Source organism: Lactobacillus sp. JM1 (assembly GCF_009834385.1).
GTDB lineage: Bacteria > Bacillota > Bacilli > Lactobacillales > Lactobacillaceae > Lactobacillus > Lactobacillus paragasseri.
Genome location: NZ_CP044412.1, coordinates 132758 through 152160, shown reverse-complemented (window position 1 = coordinate 152160; position 19403 = coordinate 132758). Strand labels below are relative to the sequence as shown.

Annotated in this window: 21 protein-coding genes; 4 read left to right on the top strand and 17 right to left on the bottom strand. The window is 35.5% G+C overall.

The features are described from left to right. Nucleotides 1-28: 28 nt before the first annotated feature. From phnE (F3I00_RS00770) to F3I00_RS00750, 6 genes are all read right to left on the bottom strand, one after another. Nucleotides 29-841, bottom strand: a complete 813-nt coding sequence (phnE, locus tag F3I00_RS00770; RefSeq protein ID WP_020806627.1) for a phosphonate ABC transporter, permease protein PhnE — start codon at nucleotides 839-841, stop codon at nucleotides 29-31. After that, nucleotides 841-1644: a phosphonate ABC transporter, permease protein PhnE gene (gene phnE / locus F3I00_RS00765; RefSeq protein WP_003649608.1), complete on the bottom strand. Its 804-nt coding sequence runs from the start codon at nucleotides 1642-1644 to the stop codon at nucleotides 841-843. The genes phnE (F3I00_RS00770) and phnE (F3I00_RS00765) overlap by 1 nt, the downstream gene beginning before the upstream one ends. After that, on the bottom strand, nucleotides 1637-2422 hold the full coding sequence (phnC, locus tag F3I00_RS00760) for a phosphonate ABC transporter ATP-binding protein (protein WP_003651369.1): 786 nt from the start codon (nucleotides 2420-2422) through the stop codon (nucleotides 1637-1639). Before phnC ends, phnE (F3I00_RS00765) begins: the two co-directional genes overlap by 8 nt. Before the next feature lie 107 nt (nucleotides 2423-2529). Then, the gene (locus F3I00_RS00755) at nucleotides 2530-3459 is read right to left on the bottom strand and encodes a phosphate/phosphite/phosphonate ABC transporter substrate-binding protein (protein ID WP_003649610.1); all 930 of its coding nucleotides are present in this window, start codon (nucleotides 3457-3459) and stop codon (nucleotides 2530-2532) included. Nucleotides 3460-3532: 73 nt separating this feature from the next. After that, nucleotides 3533-3679 (bottom strand): hypothetical protein, encoded by a 147-nt coding sequence (locus F3I00_RS10685; protein WP_172620131.1) that lies wholly within the window; start codon nucleotides 3677-3679, stop codon nucleotides 3533-3535. Between the two features lie 181 nt (nucleotides 3680-3860). Next, nucleotides 3861-4355 (bottom strand): universal stress protein, encoded by a 495-nt coding sequence (locus tag F3I00_RS00750; protein WP_020806628.1) that lies wholly within the window; start codon nucleotides 4353-4355, stop codon nucleotides 3861-3863. A gap of 173 nt (nucleotides 4356-4528) precedes the next feature. On the opposite strand from F3I00_RS00750, the gene F3I00_RS00745 reads away from it, so the two are divergent. Then, the gene (locus F3I00_RS00745) at nucleotides 4529-5332 is read left to right on the top strand and encodes a tyrosine-protein phosphatase (RefSeq protein ID WP_003649613.1); all 804 of its coding nucleotides are present in this window, start codon (nucleotides 4529-4531) and stop codon (nucleotides 5330-5332) included. A 6-nt stretch (nucleotides 5333-5338) separates the two neighbouring features. Next, entirely contained in the window at nucleotides 5339-6064 is a 726-nt protein-coding gene (locus F3I00_RS00740) for a GntR family transcriptional regulator (protein WP_003649614.1), read from the top strand. Between the two features lie 46 nt (nucleotides 6065-6110). Here the strand turns inward: F3I00_RS00740 and F3I00_RS00735 are convergent, their stop codons facing one another. Then, nucleotides 6111-6671 carry a PTS sugar transporter subunit IIA gene (locus F3I00_RS00735; protein ID WP_020806629.1) on the bottom strand — a complete coding sequence of 187 codons (561 nt, stop codon included), beginning with the start codon at nucleotides 6669-6671 and terminating at the stop codon, nucleotides 6111-6113. An 84-nt stretch (nucleotides 6672-6755) separates the two neighbouring features. On the opposite strand from F3I00_RS00735, the gene F3I00_RS00730 reads away from it, so the two are divergent. Next, complete coding sequence (locus F3I00_RS00730; protein ID WP_003649616.1) at nucleotides 6756-7232, top strand: nucleoside 2-deoxyribosyltransferase; 477 nt, start codon at nucleotides 6756-6758, stop codon at nucleotides 7230-7232. Between the two features lie 93 nt (nucleotides 7233-7325). Here F3I00_RS00730 and F3I00_RS00725 read toward each other — a convergent pair whose 3' ends face one another. From F3I00_RS00725 to F3I00_RS00680, 10 genes are all read right to left on the bottom strand, one after another. Beyond that, nucleotides 7326-8339, bottom strand: coding sequence for a lipocalin/fatty acid-binding family protein (locus F3I00_RS00725; RefSeq protein WP_020806630.1), 1014 nt, complete (start codon nucleotides 8337-8339; stop codon nucleotides 7326-7328). 20 nt (nucleotides 8340-8359) lie between these two features. Next, nucleotides 8360-9550, bottom strand: a complete 1191-nt coding sequence (locus tag F3I00_RS00720) for a zinc ribbon domain-containing protein (protein ID WP_024273003.1) — start codon at nucleotides 9548-9550, stop codon at nucleotides 8360-8362. Nucleotides 9551-9681: 131 nt separating this feature from the next. Beyond that, nucleotides 9682-10092 carry a hypothetical protein gene (locus tag F3I00_RS00715; protein ID WP_020806632.1) on the bottom strand — a complete coding sequence of 137 codons (411 nt, stop codon included), beginning with the start codon at nucleotides 10090-10092 and terminating at the stop codon, nucleotides 9682-9684. 180 nt (nucleotides 10093-10272) lie between these two features. Further along, the gene (locus F3I00_RS00710; protein ID WP_003647965.1) at nucleotides 10273-10671 is read right to left on the bottom strand and encodes a PTS sugar transporter subunit IIA; all 399 of its coding nucleotides are present in this window, start codon (nucleotides 10669-10671) and stop codon (nucleotides 10273-10275) included. Between the two features lie 23 nt (nucleotides 10672-10694). Next, nucleotides 10695-11513: a PTS system mannose/fructose/sorbose family transporter subunit IID gene (locus F3I00_RS00705; protein WP_020806633.1), complete on the bottom strand. Its 819-nt coding sequence runs from the start codon at nucleotides 11511-11513 to the stop codon at nucleotides 10695-10697. Next, nucleotides 11500-12417, bottom strand: a complete 918-nt coding sequence (locus tag F3I00_RS00700; protein ID WP_020806634.1) for a PTS sugar transporter subunit IIC — start codon at nucleotides 12415-12417, stop codon at nucleotides 11500-11502. The genes F3I00_RS00705 and F3I00_RS00700 overlap by 14 nt, the downstream gene beginning before the upstream one ends. 11 nt (nucleotides 12418-12428) lie before the next feature. Beyond that, entirely contained in the window at nucleotides 12429-12917 is a 489-nt protein-coding gene (locus F3I00_RS00695) for a PTS sugar transporter subunit IIB (RefSeq protein WP_020806635.1), read from the bottom strand. A 139-nt stretch (nucleotides 12918-13056) separates the two neighbouring features. Further along, nucleotides 13057-14214, bottom strand: coding sequence for an N-acetylglucosamine-6-phosphate deacetylase (nagA, locus tag F3I00_RS00690; RefSeq protein WP_020806636.1), 1158 nt, complete (start codon nucleotides 14212-14214; stop codon nucleotides 13057-13059). Between the two features lie 61 nt (nucleotides 14215-14275). Further along, nucleotides 14276-15442 (bottom strand): SIS domain-containing protein, encoded by a 1167-nt coding sequence (locus tag F3I00_RS00685; RefSeq protein ID WP_020806637.1) that lies wholly within the window; start codon nucleotides 15440-15442, stop codon nucleotides 14276-14278. Nucleotides 15443-15462: 20 nt separating this feature from the next. Continuing rightward, nucleotides 15463-16182 (bottom strand): GntR family transcriptional regulator, encoded by a 720-nt coding sequence (locus F3I00_RS00680; RefSeq protein ID WP_003649624.1) that lies wholly within the window; start codon nucleotides 16180-16182, stop codon nucleotides 15463-15465. Nucleotides 16183-16340: 158 nt separating this feature from the next. On the opposite strand from F3I00_RS00680, the gene F3I00_RS00675 reads away from it, so the two are divergent. Next, nucleotides 16341-19400: a DUF5110 domain-containing protein gene (locus tag F3I00_RS00675; protein WP_020806638.1), complete on the top strand. Its 3060-nt coding sequence runs from the start codon at nucleotides 16341-16343 to the stop codon at nucleotides 19398-19400. Nucleotides 19401-19403: the final 3 nt, after the last annotated feature.

The following is a 19403-nucleotide window of genomic DNA, read 5'->3' as shown; positions in this document are numbered from 1 at the left end:
TAAAAATTCTACTCGTTTAAATAATAAATTAGACTAATTTCTTTCGAATCCAGCCAGAAATCCAGTCAATAATGACAACCATGACAATAATACCAACTAAGATAACACCTACACGGTTCCATTGACGATATTGCAAGGCAATAATTAATGGATAACCAATACCACCAGCACCAACTAAACCTAGAATGGATGCTGAACGAATTGAAACGTCAAAACGGTACAAAGTATTAGAAATTAAAGCTGGCATTAAGTTTGGCATTGTTGCAAACATAATAATGTTAAACTTAGATCCACCAGCTGCTGTAACAGCTTCATTAGCTCCTTCTTCAAGGTTCTCAATTGCTTCCGAGAACAATTTAGCAAGCATCCCCACGGAGTGAAAACCTAAAGCTAAAACACCGGCTGCCGAACCAGGTCCAACAGCTTTAATAAACATCAAAGCCAAAACAATTTCTGGGAAAGACCGAATAACAGCTAAAACAATTTTTCCCGAGCGGGAAGTATACCATTTTTTGTGGCGCGTGTTAGCTGCCCAGAAAGCAAAAGGTAATGAGATAACTGCAGAAATAAAAGTACCCAAGAAAGCAATACAGATTGTTTCCCATAATTGAGAAATTAGATCTTCGCCGCTTCCGTTATATACATAAGACCAATCTGGATGGAAAATACCAGCCAAAATAGCACCGGCAATTTGACCAGCAGTCGCTTTTATTCCCCCAAAGTTCATTCCTACAAATGACCAAATAATTAAAGCTACAGTAACAATTGCAATTACCCAATGCTTAATTTTTTTCTTAGTGTCAATTGGTTTAGGAGGTAGTTTTTTCATTGTAGTATCCATTATTTCATCAACGCCTCCCGAGATTTAGTAGAAACATAGTCGATAAGAACTACGACGACGATAATAATTAAAATAATTAGACCAGTTTTAGCATAGTCAAAGACTTGTAGAGTTTGTTGCAAGTAAAGACCGATACCACCAGCACCGATATATCCAAGAACTGTTGAAGCTCTGACGTTAATTTCAAATGCATATAAAACATAAGAAATAAAGTAAGTAATAATTTGTGGCATCACAGCAAAATGGATAATTTGAAGCTTGTTTGCCCCAACAGCAGTTAAAGCTTCAATTGGACCTGGATCAATGGTTTCAATTGCTTCATAAAACAATTTAACAACTACACCAAAAGTAAATACTGATAAGGCTAACACACCGGCAACTGGTCCAATACCAACAATTGCAACAAAGATTGCACCCAAAAGTAAATCTGGAATAGTTCTAACAATATTCATGATCACTCTCAAAATGCCAGTAACTGCCTTATTTTTAACAATATTTCTTGCAATTAAAAGCGAATATACAAATGCAATAGCTGAACCAATCACAGTTCCTAAGATAGCCATTTTAATTGTTTCAATTAAAAGCGGAACTGCTGTAGCAGCATATCCCCAGTCTGGGTGACACATTTGCACAAAAATATCGGTAAATTGGCTAAAGTTATTAAACAAAACGCTAATGTGCGTATTGGTTACATTTACCGAAAGAAAGAGACCTAAAACCATAATTACGACCCAAACAAGGTTCATAATTTTAAATTTCTTTTTAGGCAATTCAGCTAAATGCTGTTCCTTAGATTTAGGCATCTTCTTCCCCTTTCTTGCCGTTTCCGCCATTGTAAATATCGTCAAAGACAGCTTGAGAAGTTTCACTCATCTTGCCATCATAAACGATTTGACCGGCACGGACACCGATTACTCGATCTCCAAACTCTTTAGCAAGTTCAACGCTGTGAAGGTTAGCAACAACTGTCATACCGTATTCTTCATTAAGCATCTTTAAGTCATGCATAACTCGACGTGAAGTTTGAGGATCAAGAGAAGCTGTTGGTTCATCGGCTAAAATAATTTTAGGATTTTGAGTAAGTACACGAGCAATAGCAACACGTTGTTGTTGTCCACCAGAAAGTTGGTCTGCGCGAGTATAAACCTTATCTGCCAAATCAACACGTTGCAATGCTTCATACGCTTTTTGCTTATCTTCTTTAGTAAATAAGTTAAAAGTTGTCTTCCAAGTTGGATAATATGCAACTCGACCAGTTAAAACATTTCGCAAAACGCTTGAACGTTTAACCAAGTTAAAACTTTGGAAAATCATACCGATATCACGACGGATTTCACGCAAGTCTTTTCCTTTAGCAGACGTAATTGATTTACCATCAATTAAGATATCTCCCTTAGAAACATCTTGTAGACGATTAATAGAGCGAAGTAATGTTGATTTACCTGCACCAGATAAACCTACCACTACTACAAATTCTCCCTTATCAATATTTAAGTTAATATCCTTTAAACCAACTGTTCCGTTATCATAAATTTTGCTAACGTCTTTAAGTTGAATCATTGGCTGATTAGTAGCTGCCATTTAATCTAAATTTCTCCTTAACATATTTATATTGTTTACAGTGCATAAAAAGATAATCATCTTTTAGAGACAATTATCTTTTTACTAACTAAGCTATATTTAATTGACTATTTCTTGTCCTTAGCAATAATCTTGTCATATTTACGAACAATATCGAAGTTGCTGTCTTTAGACTTAGTGTAGCCTTCGTGACTGTAAACAGATTCGATAATCTTCTTACCTTCTTTAGATTGACCAACTTCAATAAATGCCTTTGCAAGTTTCTTTTGGAATGACTTAGACATATCGCTTCTAATAGAAATAGTATCGTTAGGAATTGGCTTAGTGAAGTAAATTGGAACAACTTGGTCCATAATTTTAGGGTTATCTTTTTTAACGATGTTACGAGCATCTTCAAAAACAAATGCTGCGTCAGTATCGCCATTTAATACGTTAAGCACTGCTTGGTCGTGTCCAGTAACAGTAACTAACTTACAATCTTTTGGAACGTTTAATCCTTTTTCTTCAAGTTCAGCAACTGGGAAAACATATCCTGCTGAAGAAGTTGGGTTTTGAACTGAAATACTCTTACCCTTTAAATCTTTCCAAGACTTAATCTTAGAACCCTTCTTAACAAGAATTTCGGCTCTATAAGAGTTAACCAAGTTCTTAGTAGCTTGACCACCTGGTTGTTTTACACCGTAGCGTTGTGCTTGAAGTAAAACATTAGCTGCTCCTTGCTTGTGAGCTAATACGTAACCATCTGGTGGCAAGAAACCAACATCAACCTTTTTAGATTTCATTGCTTCAACAACAGTGTTGTAGTCAGTTGACATTGAAACATGAACTGGGATACCAAGTTTCTTTGAAAGCATCTTTTCTAAAGGCTTAGCACGAGCTTCAAGTTTATTAGCAGCTTGACTAGGTACAAATTGGATAGTTAATGACTTAGGTGTATAACCATCTTTTGAACTATTTGACTTGTTAGAACAAGCAGTTGCAACAACAGCAAGTAAAATTGCAAAAAGGCCAACCAAGACTTTTTTGAACTTTTTCATCGTTTCCTCCTAATGAAACACATTAAATGACAAATACAAAAAAAGACTCAATATGATAAGCTGACAAAAATAGCTAATCACATCGAGTCTTAAAAGTCGCTAAAAAACCAACGAAAGCGCCAACACCAATGAAGACTGATTCCCAGAAAGAACCAGCCCAAGAACGAGCCACTGAATCTTGGTTACGTTTTATAATGTTGTAATCGAAATTCACCATCATCGCTCTTCCTTCCCTAGTACTAACGTTCGTTCTTATGTATCATACCAAAAATATTCGTACTTGGGTACTATTATTTTAATGAAAGCGCTCGTAATTTTTAATTGATTGAATTGGATCGATCCACTTTATAAAAAAATCACTCCATTAGTAAATAATAGAGTGATTTTTTAATGTTCGCTTTTTAGAAATATTTTTTCTTAGGTTTTGCGACTTTTTTGTTATCAATATCAGTCTTAATAATTAAAACATCAGATAAAGCATGTTGGTTAACATAAGCAGTAACGCTTCCCATTAGCATTCTTTCCACTGCATTCATACCAGTTGCACCCATAATAATTAAGTCATTGTGGTGGTCCTTAATAAAATCAACCGCAATGATTCTCTTAGGCGAACCGTAACGAATGTGATAAGAAACATCAGTAAAGTTAAAATGTTCCTTAGCCCATTCTTTTAAGCTCTTAAGATACTCCTCAGAATCTTGGGTCATTTGATAAATGGTGTCTCCAGAAATCAAAGTATCTTGCATTTCCCCCATGAATTGACGAGTATCGATAACGTTTAATACATCCAAGTGAGCGTTATTATCAAGAGCAATCTTTACTGCCTTATCAAATGCACGCTCTGCTGTTTCAGATCCATCAACAGGAACTAAAATATTGTTATAATCTTTTACCATAAGTAATCATCTCCAAATGGAATTTGCATCTTTACATTGTAATTTTACCATTAATTATAACAATTAATAAATTTGTTTTCTTTTTATAGATCTAATAAATCTAAAATATTTATGAAAAAATATGTTAAAGTAATAATACTGTATTTAAATAACTTTAGTGAGGAAAAATATTAATGAGCGAAAATTATGAGACAAAATTAATTGGCATCCAAAATGGTCGCAATTTCCGCGAACTTGGGGGTTATAAAACCGTATCTGGTCAAACTATCAAATACAATAAATTGCTTAGAACCGGAAATTTAGCTGATCTTTCTTCATCAGACTTAGATTTATTGCAAAAACACGGCGTAAAATATGACGTTGACTTTAGAACCGAAAAAGAAAAAACTGAGCATCCTGATCGTGTACCTGAAGGTGCAAAATATATTTTTGATCCAGTTTTCAGCGATGACTTAACTAACGCTTCTAAAGGGATTTTTGCTTTAGAAGAAAATGCGGAAAAGGATCCCGAATTCGGCTTTAAGCATATGTTCTTTGCATATGAAGATATGATTAATGGACAAACAGCTCAAAAAGCCTATCGTAAGTTTTTCGATCTTTTACTTGCTAACGATCAAGAGAAAAATGCCCTGCTCTTCCACTGTACCGCAGGAAAAGACAGAACTGGATTCGGTGCATTGCTAGTTTTATCAGCATTAGGTGTACCTTTTACTACTATCAAATATGACTACACTTTAACAAATGTTACCACGAAAGATTTCGTTGATGGAATGCTTAAGCAAGCTGCCGCTGACGGCTCTAGCAAGCGCGTCTTGCAATCTATTAAGGATATTCAGTCAGTCTATCCAGAATACTTAGATCATGCCATACACGTTCTAAACCAGCAATATGGTGGAATCAATGAATACCTTCGTTCTACCATGAAGCTCTCAAGCCGTGATATCATGGATCTTAGGAGAATCTATCTTAAGGATTGATATATTATGGATATTCCAAAATATTTACAAATTGAAAACGAGCTAAAGAAAGAAATTATCTCTGGCAAATTTAAATACGGAGATAAATTCTATAGTGAAGCTCAATTAAAAGAAAAGTTTAATGTTTCATCTATTACTGTTATTAGATCTGTTAAAGATCTAGTTAAGGCAGGATACTTAGTTCGTCATCAAGGTAAAGGCACATTCATTTCACGCTCAAGAAAGGATAAATTAGTCCGTTTAAGTGATAATGAAGTTTTCTCTGATAAACAAGAAGAAGACAGAGTTAAAGTTTTAAAGCTACAAGAAGATAACCAAGCTAAAATGTTAAAGAAACTTGGTTTACCAAAATATGAGAGTTATTACTATATTGAACGCTTGCGTTTAATTGACGACACACCTTTTATGGTGCACCGTTCTTTTATTCCAGCTAAATTCATTAATAAAAATTTAGCTAAAGATCCTAATAACTATCATAGTATTTATGAAACGCTTCAAAAAGATAAGCAATTATACTTATTCGATGAGCCCTTTACAGAAACGGATACAATTGTAAAAGCTGATAGTGAAATTAGCCAGCAACTCAAAATTGCTAAAGATTATCCCGTTGTACGCCAAGTCAAGAAAACTATTTTATCTTCTACAGGAGAAGTAGTTGAAGTAGTCGTTGGCTATAAGCGCTGTGATTACTTTTCACTTTCATTCTCAAGTACTGACTATCCGGGAGTTTAATAATTTAATCTGGAGACAAAAAGAAGCTGCTAAGCAGCTTCTTTTTTTATTTCTCAGTTTCAAAATTAGTTTCTAAGAAATCATAAATTTCTTCATTTGAATCCGAATTAAATAATTCATTTAGATCATCAACTGAAGTTCCAGCTAAAAAGTCCATAATCTTAGCCAAAATAGTTGAATGCATATCTGGGTCATTGTTCAAAATTAAAAACAGGAATTTTACCTTTAACTTTTCAGTTGGATTAACCATGTTATTAAAGGTTGCAGAGTTTCTAAGAGCAATCGGTACAATTAATTGCGTGCTAACATAATTACCCTCAGTATGAGGTACGGCAACATCAGGCAATTCTCGAGATAAGGGTCTCATAGAAATTCCAGTTGGATATTTATCTTCGCGTTCAATAATATCGCCTAAAAAATCTTCTTTAACATAGCCTAAGTCATATAATTTTTGAGAAACGGTCTTAAAGATTTCATTTCGATCAGTTAAATCTGTTACAAAGACAGCTTCTGGATCGAAAAGACTTTTTTTAGTATTCGTAGTAGGTTCCGCCTTTCCTAAGCAAAAATTTCTAGTTTCATTATATAAAACCGATTTCAAAAACACAAAAGTGGGTGTTCCTTTTGTTCAAATTTTGTTAAAGTTAGTTAATGTAAAAATGTTCCACCGATAAGAAAGAAAGGTTTTTCCATGACAAAACAAAAGACAGTTTACTTTGGTGCTGGTTGGTTCACTGAAACTCAAAACAAGGCATACAAAGATGCAATGAGTGCTTTAAATGCTAACCCAACTATTGATCTAGAAAACAGCTATGTTCCACTTCAAAATCAATACAAAGACATTCGTGTTGATGAACACCCTGAATATTTACATGACAAAGAATGGGCTCAAGCTACCTACAATGGAGATTTAGTCGGAATTAAAACTAGCGACATCATGCTTGGCGTTTACGTTCCTAAAGAAGAAGATGTTGGTTTAGGTATGGAATTAGGTTATGCAATGTCTCAAGGTAAATACGTTTTACTTGTAATTCCTGATGAATTATACGGCGAATCAATCAACTTGATGAGCTGGGGTGTTGCAGACAACGTAATCAAGATGAGCGAATTAGCTACATTTGATTTCAACCGTCCAAGATACAACTTCTACGATGGTGCTGTATATTAATTAGATAAAATAAGCTGGTAGAGTTCTTTTACTCTATCAGCTTATTTTTGTACATAAATTATTAACCAAAGAACTTCTCCAATTATTCATTGGTTAATCTTCATCATTTGTGGCAGCGCTATCAGAATCATCATTATTTTCTAAACTAATATCTTCTCGATAATGAAGATCACTAAATTTTTCTTTTCCATATTTTTCGGCATCGGTTCTATTTCTCCAGCCAATGCCATCTACCCAAGCCTCAGCACCGCCACCTATTACTAAAACTTTTTGTCCATGTTCTGTAGCTAAATTATAATATTCTCCAGCTCCAGCACCTTGCAACCAACCACGAACGTTAACTTTACTTTCGCCATTTTCAGATAAAACAACTACTCTTGCCCAGTCCTTCGTCATATCTTGATAAGACGGATGATTTTGAGCATAACTGGTAAAATCAAAGTTCTTATTCATTTTATGCAATTTTTCTATAAATCCCTCACCAGTAATGGTATTCTTATCAATTATCAGTTTACTTACGCTTCCGTCGCTTTCATTTGCTAAATACCATGTACCACGTAATTCATTTGGCATATCAAATAGTCCTTCATCACCTGGAACACTATTTGTAGACTTAGAATTTTTCACATTATTTTTAGCCTTACTTGATGTTGAACTTTCTACTTTCTTGCTTGAAAGAAAGTCATCCAAATTAAGTTTATTCTTTGTTTTATTAAACGTTTCTGTATTCCAGTCGTCATCCCCTGATATAACCAAAGTGCTACCAGTAAGCTTAGCAGTTAAGGCACTATTCACATCATTGTCATTAAGTCTAATTATATAAGTATTTTTACCAGTTTTCTTCCAGGTTAACCGATCATCAGTATCTGAATTCTTAGGATCAGCATATACATATCTTCCAGTATGATCAGAATTAAAAGCAATTGCTGCTCCATCAGTATCATCACGATAACTTCCTACGATACTTACATTTTTATTTGTTTTAGTTTGTTTAATAATTTTAGCTTGTTCATTACTGCCTTTTTCTTGCTTATAACGGCTTTGACATCCAGCCATAGCTAAAACAGCAGATCCTACTAGTAAAAAAATAAATACTCTATTTTTCATTTTTATCTCCAAGTAGTTTTTTAATCATTATTCGCAATTTCTTCAAAGTGAGAAGTTAAGTCTTGGTTAGCCGTTGGGTGAACTACTACATAACCTCCATTTGTTGTCTGATCAACCAAGGCAACAGGTTCCCCATGGTAAAAACAGAACAGATACGTTATATGACCTTCTGCACTTTTACCATTATGATTAAAAATAGCAACCACATTATATGTATCACTGTCATTATCTTTACTAGTTACTTGCGGATTCCATTTCACTTTAATGCTGTCCATATCTTTAGGATCCCTACTATCATGATCTCCAGAGCTCAATTTAAATGGATAAGTATTTTCATTAATATCACTTGGAAAATGTTCTCCAGCTAACGTTACTAGATCATCTTTGCCATCAATATAATGCTCATACGATTGATGCATTTTCTCCCCAAATTCATCCATGTAACTAATTAGTTCATTATTTTGAGTGCTTGACCATAATTTATCTTCAGACGTAGATTGCTTAGATTTTGTTCTAGCCTTGGAACTTTGTTTCCTAGCATCTTCATCGCTATCATCTGCTTTACCATCAACAATTGATAGATTATCATTCCAAATATTTACATTTTTCTCCGTATTTTCAGATTTAATTTCTGGATAAATCTGATTTAAAACACTTCTGTTACTATAGCTAGATTTATTTCCAACATAAGTTATCTCTTTGTTATCTTTAGAAACCAAATAGCCAACCTGATCATTTATAACATATAAAGTACTTCCGTCAGTAGCACTGATTTCATAATCTCCAAAACGATATTTTGAATAACTTCTGATTGTCAAGTGACCACTTCTTAGATCATCGGCTGCTTCGCCCCATTTTTTGCCATATTTTTTATCAGCATAAAGAATTGCCCAAGCTGCTAATTGCTTACGCGGGATCTTTTTAATCTCAGCATTAGTTAGCCTTCCGTTGCCACCAATTACTGTGCTTTCCGCTGAATTTCGACCATGTTGATATAATCCCCAGCCGCCAAGAATAAGGACAAATACAGCGATAATTGCTCCAATAATGATATTTCGTTTTTGTGATTTTAATTTATTGCTGTGAATTTCACTTCTTTTAGGCATCGATTGTTTTCCAGATTTGGAAGATATAACTGACTTTCCACAATGTGAACAGAATCGATCCGTAGGCTTAATTGGTTTCCCACAATGGGGACAAAATTTATTCATATCTTGACCTTTCTAAAAGGGTAAATTATAGCGCTATCATCAAATTATTTATATTGTAACAAATTACTCGACAAAAAAAGCTGATAGAAATGAAATCTATCAGCTTTTTATAGCCTTTGTGTAATTACAAACTATTTATACAAGGCAATTAGCTTGTTCAATTCTTCATCAGAAATCAATTTCAAATTTCTAACAAATTCTGTAGCTTGTTCTAAGGTGCTACCATTATCCATTTGATTCTCAAGAATAACTTTGGCGGAATCTACTTTTCCTTGTTCAACACCGTCTTTTCTACCCTCTGCATATGCGATTTTCCCAGCAGCTTGTTCACGTTCTAGCATTCTTGTTTCGTAAAGCATAATCTTTTCCCTCATTTCTGGATCTTCGTTGATTTCCTTAATTCTTCTTTGCGCGTAATCAAAATATTTATTTAAATTCACAGGTTCATTGTTCATCAGCTTAGCCAAGGCTTTTAAGTCTTCGCTCTGACCTTCAGCTGAAACTTGTGAATTAATGATAATCTTTGTCACGCCATCCTGCAATTGTTTCGACCTATCTTGATCAGAATAAGTATGGTACGACTCATAGAATCCTCTCTAAAAATATTTGAGGGGTTATCCCATATGTTTATTACGCATAAATCTATAAATTTTTTTATTATAAAAAACGACCCACGTGTGGTTTTACCACCGTGAGTCGTTTTCAACATCTATCTAAATAATCTATTTCTTCATGCTAGCAAGCATTTGATTGATATCCACAATTCCAGCTTTACCAGCATTAACAGCATCTGAATCATTGCCAATCATTTGACTATTGAGCCAATCAATCACCATTGCTAGGTTCATCCCTGCAACTAAATGAATATTTTGACCACCCATAATCAAACGACTAACTGTATTAGCAGGAGTACCTCCCATTAAATCAGCAAATACTGTTAAATCTTCTTCAGGAATGCCATTAATAGTATCTTGAAACTTCTTTTCAAAATCTTCAGGTCCTTCTTCAGGAAGCAAGCATACAGCATGAATATGTTCTTGGGGACCCATAATTAATTCTGCACTCTTTTTAACTTCTTCAGCCATCTTACCGTGACTGATCAATACTAATTCTTTTGCCATAATATTTTTCCTTTAATTGACTGCTAAATCTTAGCAAGAACACCAATACCGCCAAGAACAACTGATAGAACTAAAACAATTAAAATAGCCTTAGTTGAAGTCATCTTCTTCTTTCCAAGTAACCAGTAAACAAAGCCGACGATCAAGGCAGGTAATAACTTAGGAATGATCATATCTAAGTTGTTTTGGATATCCATCGTAACTTTACCAATTTGTGGTACCCAAGCAAACTTAACATTAACCATCGTAGCAACTAAAGCACCTACCATGAACACACCAAGTACTGTAGCAGCATCAGTTAAAGCATTCAAGCGGTCTCTCATTTCAGTAACAAGAGTTACACCCTTATCATAAGCAAAACGTAGTTGCTTCCATCTGAAGAAACAGATCGCAATTTGAGCGGCAATCCAAATAAATACACCTACTGGGTTTCCTTGTGAAGCCATAGAAGCAGCCAAGGCACCGAAGATGGTTGGAATCAAAGCAGCAAAGATTGAGTCACCAATTGCGGCAAATGGTCCCATTAAACCAACCTTCAGACCAGTAACAGTATCCTTACCTTCAACACCTTCATTTTCCTCAATGGCTAAATCAATACCAGTGATAATTGTGTTAAAGAAGTTAGAAGTGTTAAAGAACTGTACGTGTGTCTTCATCATTTCTTGTAATTCTGGAGTATTATCGCCATAAATCTTACGAAGTTGTGGCAAGATCAAGAATAAATATCCAGTGTTTTGCATTCTTTCATAGTTCCAACCTAGTTGGAAACCAAATAAAGAACGTCTGTTAATTTGATTAAAGTCTTTGTCAGTTAATTTATATTTTGGTTTAGAGTTCATCATCGGTGATTTCCCCCTCTGAAGCTACATTAGTTGATTCTGTAGTAGCTGCGGCTTCTTTGGTTCCACCTTTACCGCTGCCACCTTTACCACTAATTTCATCCTTGTAGTGCAAGATTGCAAATGCTAATCCAATTAAAGCCATTGCAAGCATTGGCAAGCCGTTGAAAGTTGCAGTAAATGACTTGTTTGCTGCTTGAAGACCTGTACCTAAAGTTTGAATACTTGTGAATAAGACTGAGAATAAAGTAGTAAATGTGAATCCCATAATTAGGTAAGCAATGTGTTTCTTAACTGGTAAGTAGCGAAGCAAAATAGCAAAACCAACTGCAGGAAGTACCGCACCAGCTACTGTTAAACCAGTACCTAACCACTTCAAGTTTCCGTTTAATGAGTTAGCAATAGTTTGAACTAAACCACGTCCAAATGCTAAAGCAATAAATACAGGGATTGCACGAGATAAAGCCCAAGGAATTGCACCATAGAGGAAGTTTCTTTCAATACCCTTGTAGTTGTTCTCTTCAATTAAGTGGTCAATTCTGTGTGCAAAGTAAGTGTTAGCAAATCTTGCTAAAACATCCAATTGAACCATAATTGCAGCTACTGGAACCGCAATTGAAGAAATAGCTACTTGTGGGCTCATTCCTTTAATACTTACAGAGAATGCTGTTGCTAAAACTGTACCGGTAGTTGCATCAATCTTAGAAGCACCACCGAAAGTACCAACACCTAGCACAGTAAGTTGCATGGCACCACCAATAATTAAACCAGTCTTTAAATCGCCCATAACTAAACCAGCAATTAAGCCGGCACCAACTGGTGTATTCAAAGATGAATAAATTTGCAATTCATCAAGAATTTCATAACCAGCATAGAGGGTAAGTAGTAATATTTGCCACCAAGCCATCGTTAGACCTCCTATTTAATCTTTTCATTCATTAATTTCATAAAGTCATGAGAATCATCACTTGGAGTTAACTGAGCTGTGATTTTCACGCCCTTATCTGCTATCTTTTTAAAATCTTCGACATCTTTTTCTTCAACATTAATCTGCTTAGTTACTTGCTTAGTAGTATCTGTTTGAGACATTGTACCTACATTTAAAGTATCAAGCTTAAGACCTAAGTTAAGTAAATCTAAGAAGGCTGCTGGCTTTTTAGCGACAATAAATATTCGCTGATTACCATAACGCTCATGAATCAAATGATCTGCTGCAACCTGTGCTGGCAAAACGCTAAGACGAGTCGTAAGAGGCGTAGCCATTCTCAAACCACTTTTTTGGATATCGCTTTTTGCTGCATCTTCATCAACAACCATAATGCGATCCGCCTGAAGCTTCGGGGTCCAAAGATTAGCTACTTGACCATGGACCAGCCGTCCATCAATTCTAGCTCCCACAATATTCATATAGATTCCTCCATATTCCGTAAAATATTTCTGTAAACGCTTTCTACAGTTTCAATCTTAGTATATTAACTTTTACTAGTCAACTGGTTGTGACCACTTTTTTAAGAATTTCTAAAGTTCCTACTAAAAGTATACTCTTTTAAGCCTTGTAACGTGACTCACCATTTAGATAAGTTTCACTGACAGTCATATCATGATTCAAAACAACAAAGTCAGCTGGGTGATCAGGTTTAATCACACCACACTTATCGAGTAAGTTACAACTCTTAGCTGGTACATAACTAGCCATCATAACTGCATCTTCAGGTGTTGCAACATTCCAGTCCACTACATTCTTAACTGCATCCTTTAAGAGCAAAATACTGCCGGCTAAGTTATTAGTATCTTTCAAACGAGCCATACCGTCCTTAACATAAACTGGCAATTCACCTAAAACATAATCACCATCAGGCATTAATCCAGCCTGCATACAATCAGTAATCAAGGCAATATGCTCTGGCCCACGTGCATTTACTAAGGCGCGAACAGCTGGCTCTTCAACGTGGTGACCATCACAAATTAATTCATCCGTTGTTAAACGAGAAGAAAATGCAGCACCAATAATGTTAGGTGAGTGTTGTGACAATCCATTCATCCCATTGAAAGTATGTGTAAAGACGCTAGCTCCAGCTTCAACACAAGCAATAGCATCTTCGAAATCAGAATCTGAATGTCCCAAAGCAACTACTAAGCCCATCTTTACAGCTTCACGTACAAATTGACGGGCATTCTTTCTTTCAGGTGCCATTGAGATCTTAATCAACATGTTATCTGAAGCTTTACGCCACTTCTTTAAAAGCATAATCGAAGGATCAGTCATATACTTAGGATTTTCTGCCCCACCATGCTTAGGAGTAAAGAATGGACCTTCAAAGTGTAATCCTTGAATTTTAGCACCAGTTTCTTCACCCTTATGTGCCGCAAACTTTTCACAAGTTTCAGTTAATTCTTTATCGCTTGCAGTAATTGTAGTTGGTAGCCAACTAGTTACACCAGCTTGAAGCAAACCTTCAGAAATCTTATTAACGCCTTCCCAGTCGCTCTTCATCGTATCTTCATCAAGCAAGCCATGAATATGCGTGTCAACATAACCAGGTGCAATCCATTGATCGCCATATTCCTTAATTAGACCATGACTTGGCTTTTCATCTTCTCGATAATATAAACCAAAGTTTCCATCATCTTGAACTTCAAGATAACCACCATTTTCAGTTTTATTTTCTAAAAAGAACTTTCCGGCATGAATATAATATGACATAGTATTTAACTCCTTAAATTAACTTCTATTCTAAATTGAAAGTGTTTTCTAAATTTGAATTTTATTTGATGAATTTGTGAATTGTTACTCCCTTAACAACACGGTTAACTGTACCGGTTGGTGAAGGAGTATCTGGAGTATTTCCAACCTTAACCGAAGTAAGCAAGGCAATTGTTTGACCAAACATAATATCTGGCAATGCTAAATATGCATCTGGTAACTCTTCTCCAGAAAAGGCGAAGAATTTGCCATCAAAGTCTTGTCCCTTCTTAAGTTGTCCTACCCCCATTACCAATGGAACTATTTCATCAGCTTTAATCTCATCTAAAATATCTAAATCGTACTTTCTGGTGTAAGAATTATTTGAAACAAAGTCAAAAACAATCGTCTTCTTATCTAAAAATGACTTAGGACCATGTCTTAATCCCATTGAAGTATCAAATAAAGCCGCAACTTTTCCAGCTGTTAATTCCAAAATTTTAAGTCGAGCTTCTTCAGCTAAGCCGCCTAAAGCACCACTACCGATATAAGTAATTCTGTCAAAGTCAGTATCAACTAATTTTTGAATTTCCGCTTCACGATCAACTACGCTTTCGCCCATCTTAGCAATTTCATTAACAATTGTTTCTTTTTCTGCATCACTTCTAGTATCAAATACCAACAAAGTAGCTAAGCTCATACATGAAAATGAACCTGTCATCGCAAAACCTTGATCTAATGACTTAGCAGGCATTAAAAGAACAAGTCCATTTGGATCATCTTTTAAGTCTTGAGCCAAGTGTCCTTCTGGAGCACATGTAATAGCAATTTGGTATAAATTCGTAACTAATTGCTTAGCAAGTTCAACGGTTGCAACTGATTCAGGAGAATTACCACTCCGAGCAAAAGAAACTAGAATTGTTGGTGTTTCCGCTTCAAGATAATCTTCTGGTGTTGAAACAATCTTAGTAGTATCAATTGCTTCAAAATCATACTTAGTACGATCGGCATGCTTTCTCAAATATGGCATCACAGTGTTGCCAACATAAGCACTTGTTCCTGCACCTGTAAAAATGACTTTTACTTTATTAAATTTTTGATTGATTTTAGCTAAAAATTTATCAATTTCTTGTTTCTTTTCTTGATAAATCTTAAAAGTCTCTTTCCATAAAGAAGGTTGTTGCTGAATTTCTCTAGTAGTAATATCTGCGCCCATCTTTTTTAGTTCTGCATCACTTTTTGTAAACATTGGCCTATTCCTTTCGATAACTAAACTAAATGATTGTATTGCCGTGATCGATAAATGAATCTATCCCCTCTAGCTAGAGAAATGGTAAATTCAATCGGCACGTTTTTATCATTGATTGCCCGTCTAAAAATTTTTAAACTAGCATCCCCGGGCTTTACGCCTAAAATCTTACTGTCTCTTTCATCTAAATTAACCGCTTGTACATCTTCAAAGGCAAGAACACTTTGTTCATTGTATTTTTGCTTCATAACAGTGTACAAATGATTTTCATTTAAATCCGACATTTTTAGATCCGGAAAAATACTTTCTGGTAAATATGTTTCTCCATACATTAGTGGTACTCCATCAGCTAGACGTAACCTAACTAACTTGTACGCTTTTTCTTGAGCTTTCAAATTAAGCTGATTTGCGACAGCTGCGTCGGGAACAACAAGCTCTAATGTGCGGTTTTGTGTTGTTGGCTTGTGTCCTGCTTCTGACATCTGTTCACTAAATGAATACATACTTCCTAAGTTGGTCTGATCTAGATAAATTGTGGAAACAAATGTACCTTTTCCATGCAATCGATAAATAATGCCTCGCTCTTCTAAATTATTTAATGCTAATCGAATCGTATTTCGACTCACACCATATTCTTTTAAAAGTTGCCTTTCACTAGGCAGTCGATTATTTGGCTTCATTTCAGTCTTAATTTTCTTTTCAAGATCTAAAATTACTTGCTGATAAAGTGGCTTTTTCATCTTCTAACCCCATCCAATCTTCAACTGGTTAGTACCACCTTCTACAGAATATTCTAGAAAGCGCTTTATGTCAAATCTAAAAAAACACGAAATGCATTTTTTCGTTATAATATGAACTATACGTAAATGAAAAATTTAATTTAAAGAAGAAATGTAATATGTCTGAAATTACTAACAACCAACAACCACAACAATTAAGTCGTTTAGTGCAAGTAGCGAAAGGTACTCGCTACTACGATCTGCAATTTGCAGATGGAAAAAGAGCACGTCTATACATTATTGCTAAAGGAATCTTTCGCTTAATTATCGATCCGGCAGCAGAATTTAAACCTTTGTCGCCGTCTTTAACGATTGCCGCAGGTAACTTTAGTTTGCGTCCTTTTGAAGAATCACAACTTTTAGTCACTGATGAAACTTTCACGATTAAAAGTGGTCAATTTTCACTTCGTTTACAAAAAAATCCTGCAATCTTTAGCATTTTTGATGATCAACTTCATCGCTATCGTATGATGCAAAGTAGTCCGATTGAACTAGGAGCAGATTATTCTAGTGAATTCTTACGTCAAAATAAAAATGAATTCTATTATGGCGGCGGAATGCAAAATGGAAGCTTTAGTCATAAAGGAAAAATAATTGAAATCAAAAATACTAATTTAACCGGTCCTGGTGCAGTTGTTTGTCCAGAAGGCTTTTTCTGGTCCAATGCTGGCTTTGCAGAATTGCGCAATACTTGGAAAAACGGAATTTATGACTTTAAAGGTGAAAATGGCAATACTGCTATTCTTACCCATCAAACTCCTATTTTTGATAATTTTTATCTTTTAGGAGATTCTCCAGCTGAAATCTTACGTCAGTACTACAAAATTACCGGCTCTCCCCTCTTCTTGCCTAAATATGCTCTTGGCCTAGGATACTTAGGTAACTATCTTGATACTTGCTGGAGTGTTGCGAAGCCTCAAGAAAATAATGCCATTAAATTTGAAGATGGTAATACTTATAAAATTGCCCATGCTGATAATGAAATTGTTGCTAAGTCCTCCCTTAATGGTGAAGAGCAGTATCAATTTTCTGCTCGTGCAATGATTGAACGTTACCGCTCACATCATTTTCCACTTAGCTGGTTTGTTCCTAACTACAACAGTAAGCAAACTTTAAATGAAACCGAATTAGCTAACTTAGTTGATTTTGCCAAGGAGCAAAATATAAAACTTGGTTTCTACGGGGCTTTACCTGCAAACGCACCAGCTAATTTCTTAAAATTTAAGACAGAAGCTCCTAATTTAGCTAATGACAAAATTATGCAAGATTTTGCAATTGCTAGTGAGCCTTTAGTTGATAAAAACCAAACTAATCGTCCTTGGGCAATGGCAAGTAATGGCTGGAGCGCTGTTCAAACCTTAGCTACCACCGCAAATGAAGGTGTAGGAGGCGAGTGGGAACAAATTGCAACAGAGATTGCTAGTTTCTTAAGTATGTCTCTTTCTGGTCAACCAAATATCGGAAGTGCTATTGATGGAAAAGAAGGCGGCGGTAATGCTCAAGTAAACATCCGTGACCTACAGTGGAAAGTCTTCACGCCTCTGCTTTACTCAATTGATAATTACGGCAATATCCAAAAAACACCGTTTGCATTTAATGCAAAAATGACGCGAATTACTTGCGCTTACCTAAAACTTAGGGAAGAAATTACGCCTTATCTCTATACTCTTACCCGAGCTGCTCAAGATGGCATGCCGATTGTTAGACCTCTGTTTTTGTCCTTCCCGCACGAAAAAGTTAACTACACAAATCAGGTAAAACATGAGTTTATGCTAGGAAACAACTTATTAATAGCCCCAATTACTAATGGTCGAGAAGATCCAAGTGGAGCTTCATTAAAAGACAATCTTTACCTGCCTGATCATCGAACTATGTGGATCGATCTCTTTACTGGTAAAAAATTAATCGGTGGCAGAATTTACGATAAGTTACACTATCCATTGTGGCATCTTCCTGTTTACGTTCGCGGAGGGGCAATCTTACAGGAATCACTTAGAAGTGCCCTTGTTTATCCACAAAATAAGAGTTCTGCCATCTTATATGAAGATGATAATCAAACTAATGATTATGAAAAGGGAAATGCAGCTACAACACAAATTACCAGTTCGGTTAATGGATCTAAACTTCATATTACGGTTTATCCAACCGAGGGAAGCTATGAAGGACTTGAAGAAAAACAAGCTACTATCTTAACAATCATGGCTGATCGCTATCCTGGTAAAGTTTCACTTAAATTAAATGATCAAATTATTCCACTACCTGAATATAATGATTTAGATAGCTTTAACAAATCAGAAGAAGGTATTTTCTACCAGCAAGATTACGTGCCATGCAAAGAATTTGGTCAATTTACAGGTCAACTGCAGCCTGCTCTTAAGGTAAAAATGCCAGCTGTTGACATCCATGACAATAAATTTGAACTTACGATTGAAAACTTTAGTTATGGTAGTGAAGTCGAACAACATGCTATTATCGATTCAGCTATGGCTTCACCAAGAAGTGCCGCAATTTTGACGGACCGTTTAACTTCAAAGAGCATCACCATTACTTGGACTAATCCAACTAACTTCGTCGGTAAAAATATAATGGCTGATATCGAAGTTAATGGAATTGTTCATACTAATATTGATGGAGATACCTTCACTTTCCACGAGCTTGAACCTAACACACGCTATCGGTTTAGAATTAGAAATAAATTCGGTAACAAGGTATCAGATTGGTCTGAATACTTTGGAACTCATACCAAGCGCGATCAAATGGATTATGCAATTTCTAATGTAAAAGTTACTAGCACAGCAGAAAGTGAAAAAGATTCTCCAGTCGAAAACTTAACTGATCTTAAGCTAGCTAGTGAATGGCTCTCAAAAGACCAAATTAGTAAAGATAGTCCACTAGACTTGACTTTTAATTTTAATCACATTTATAAGCTGAGCCGGATGGTTTACGTACCTCGTTCACGAGACCGGATAGGTCATATTTTGCGAGTTCAAGTTGCCATTTCAAAAGACGGTGAAAACTTCAGCGATTTCAGTAAAGAAATTAATTGGCCAAATGATGCTAAAAACAAAGTAATCGGTTTAAGAGACGTAGTAGCAAAAGCAATTAAACTTAGAATTTTAGCTACCTCTGATAATCTAGCTTCTGGTAAAGAAGTTTTATTCTTTATGGCCAAAGAATAAAAA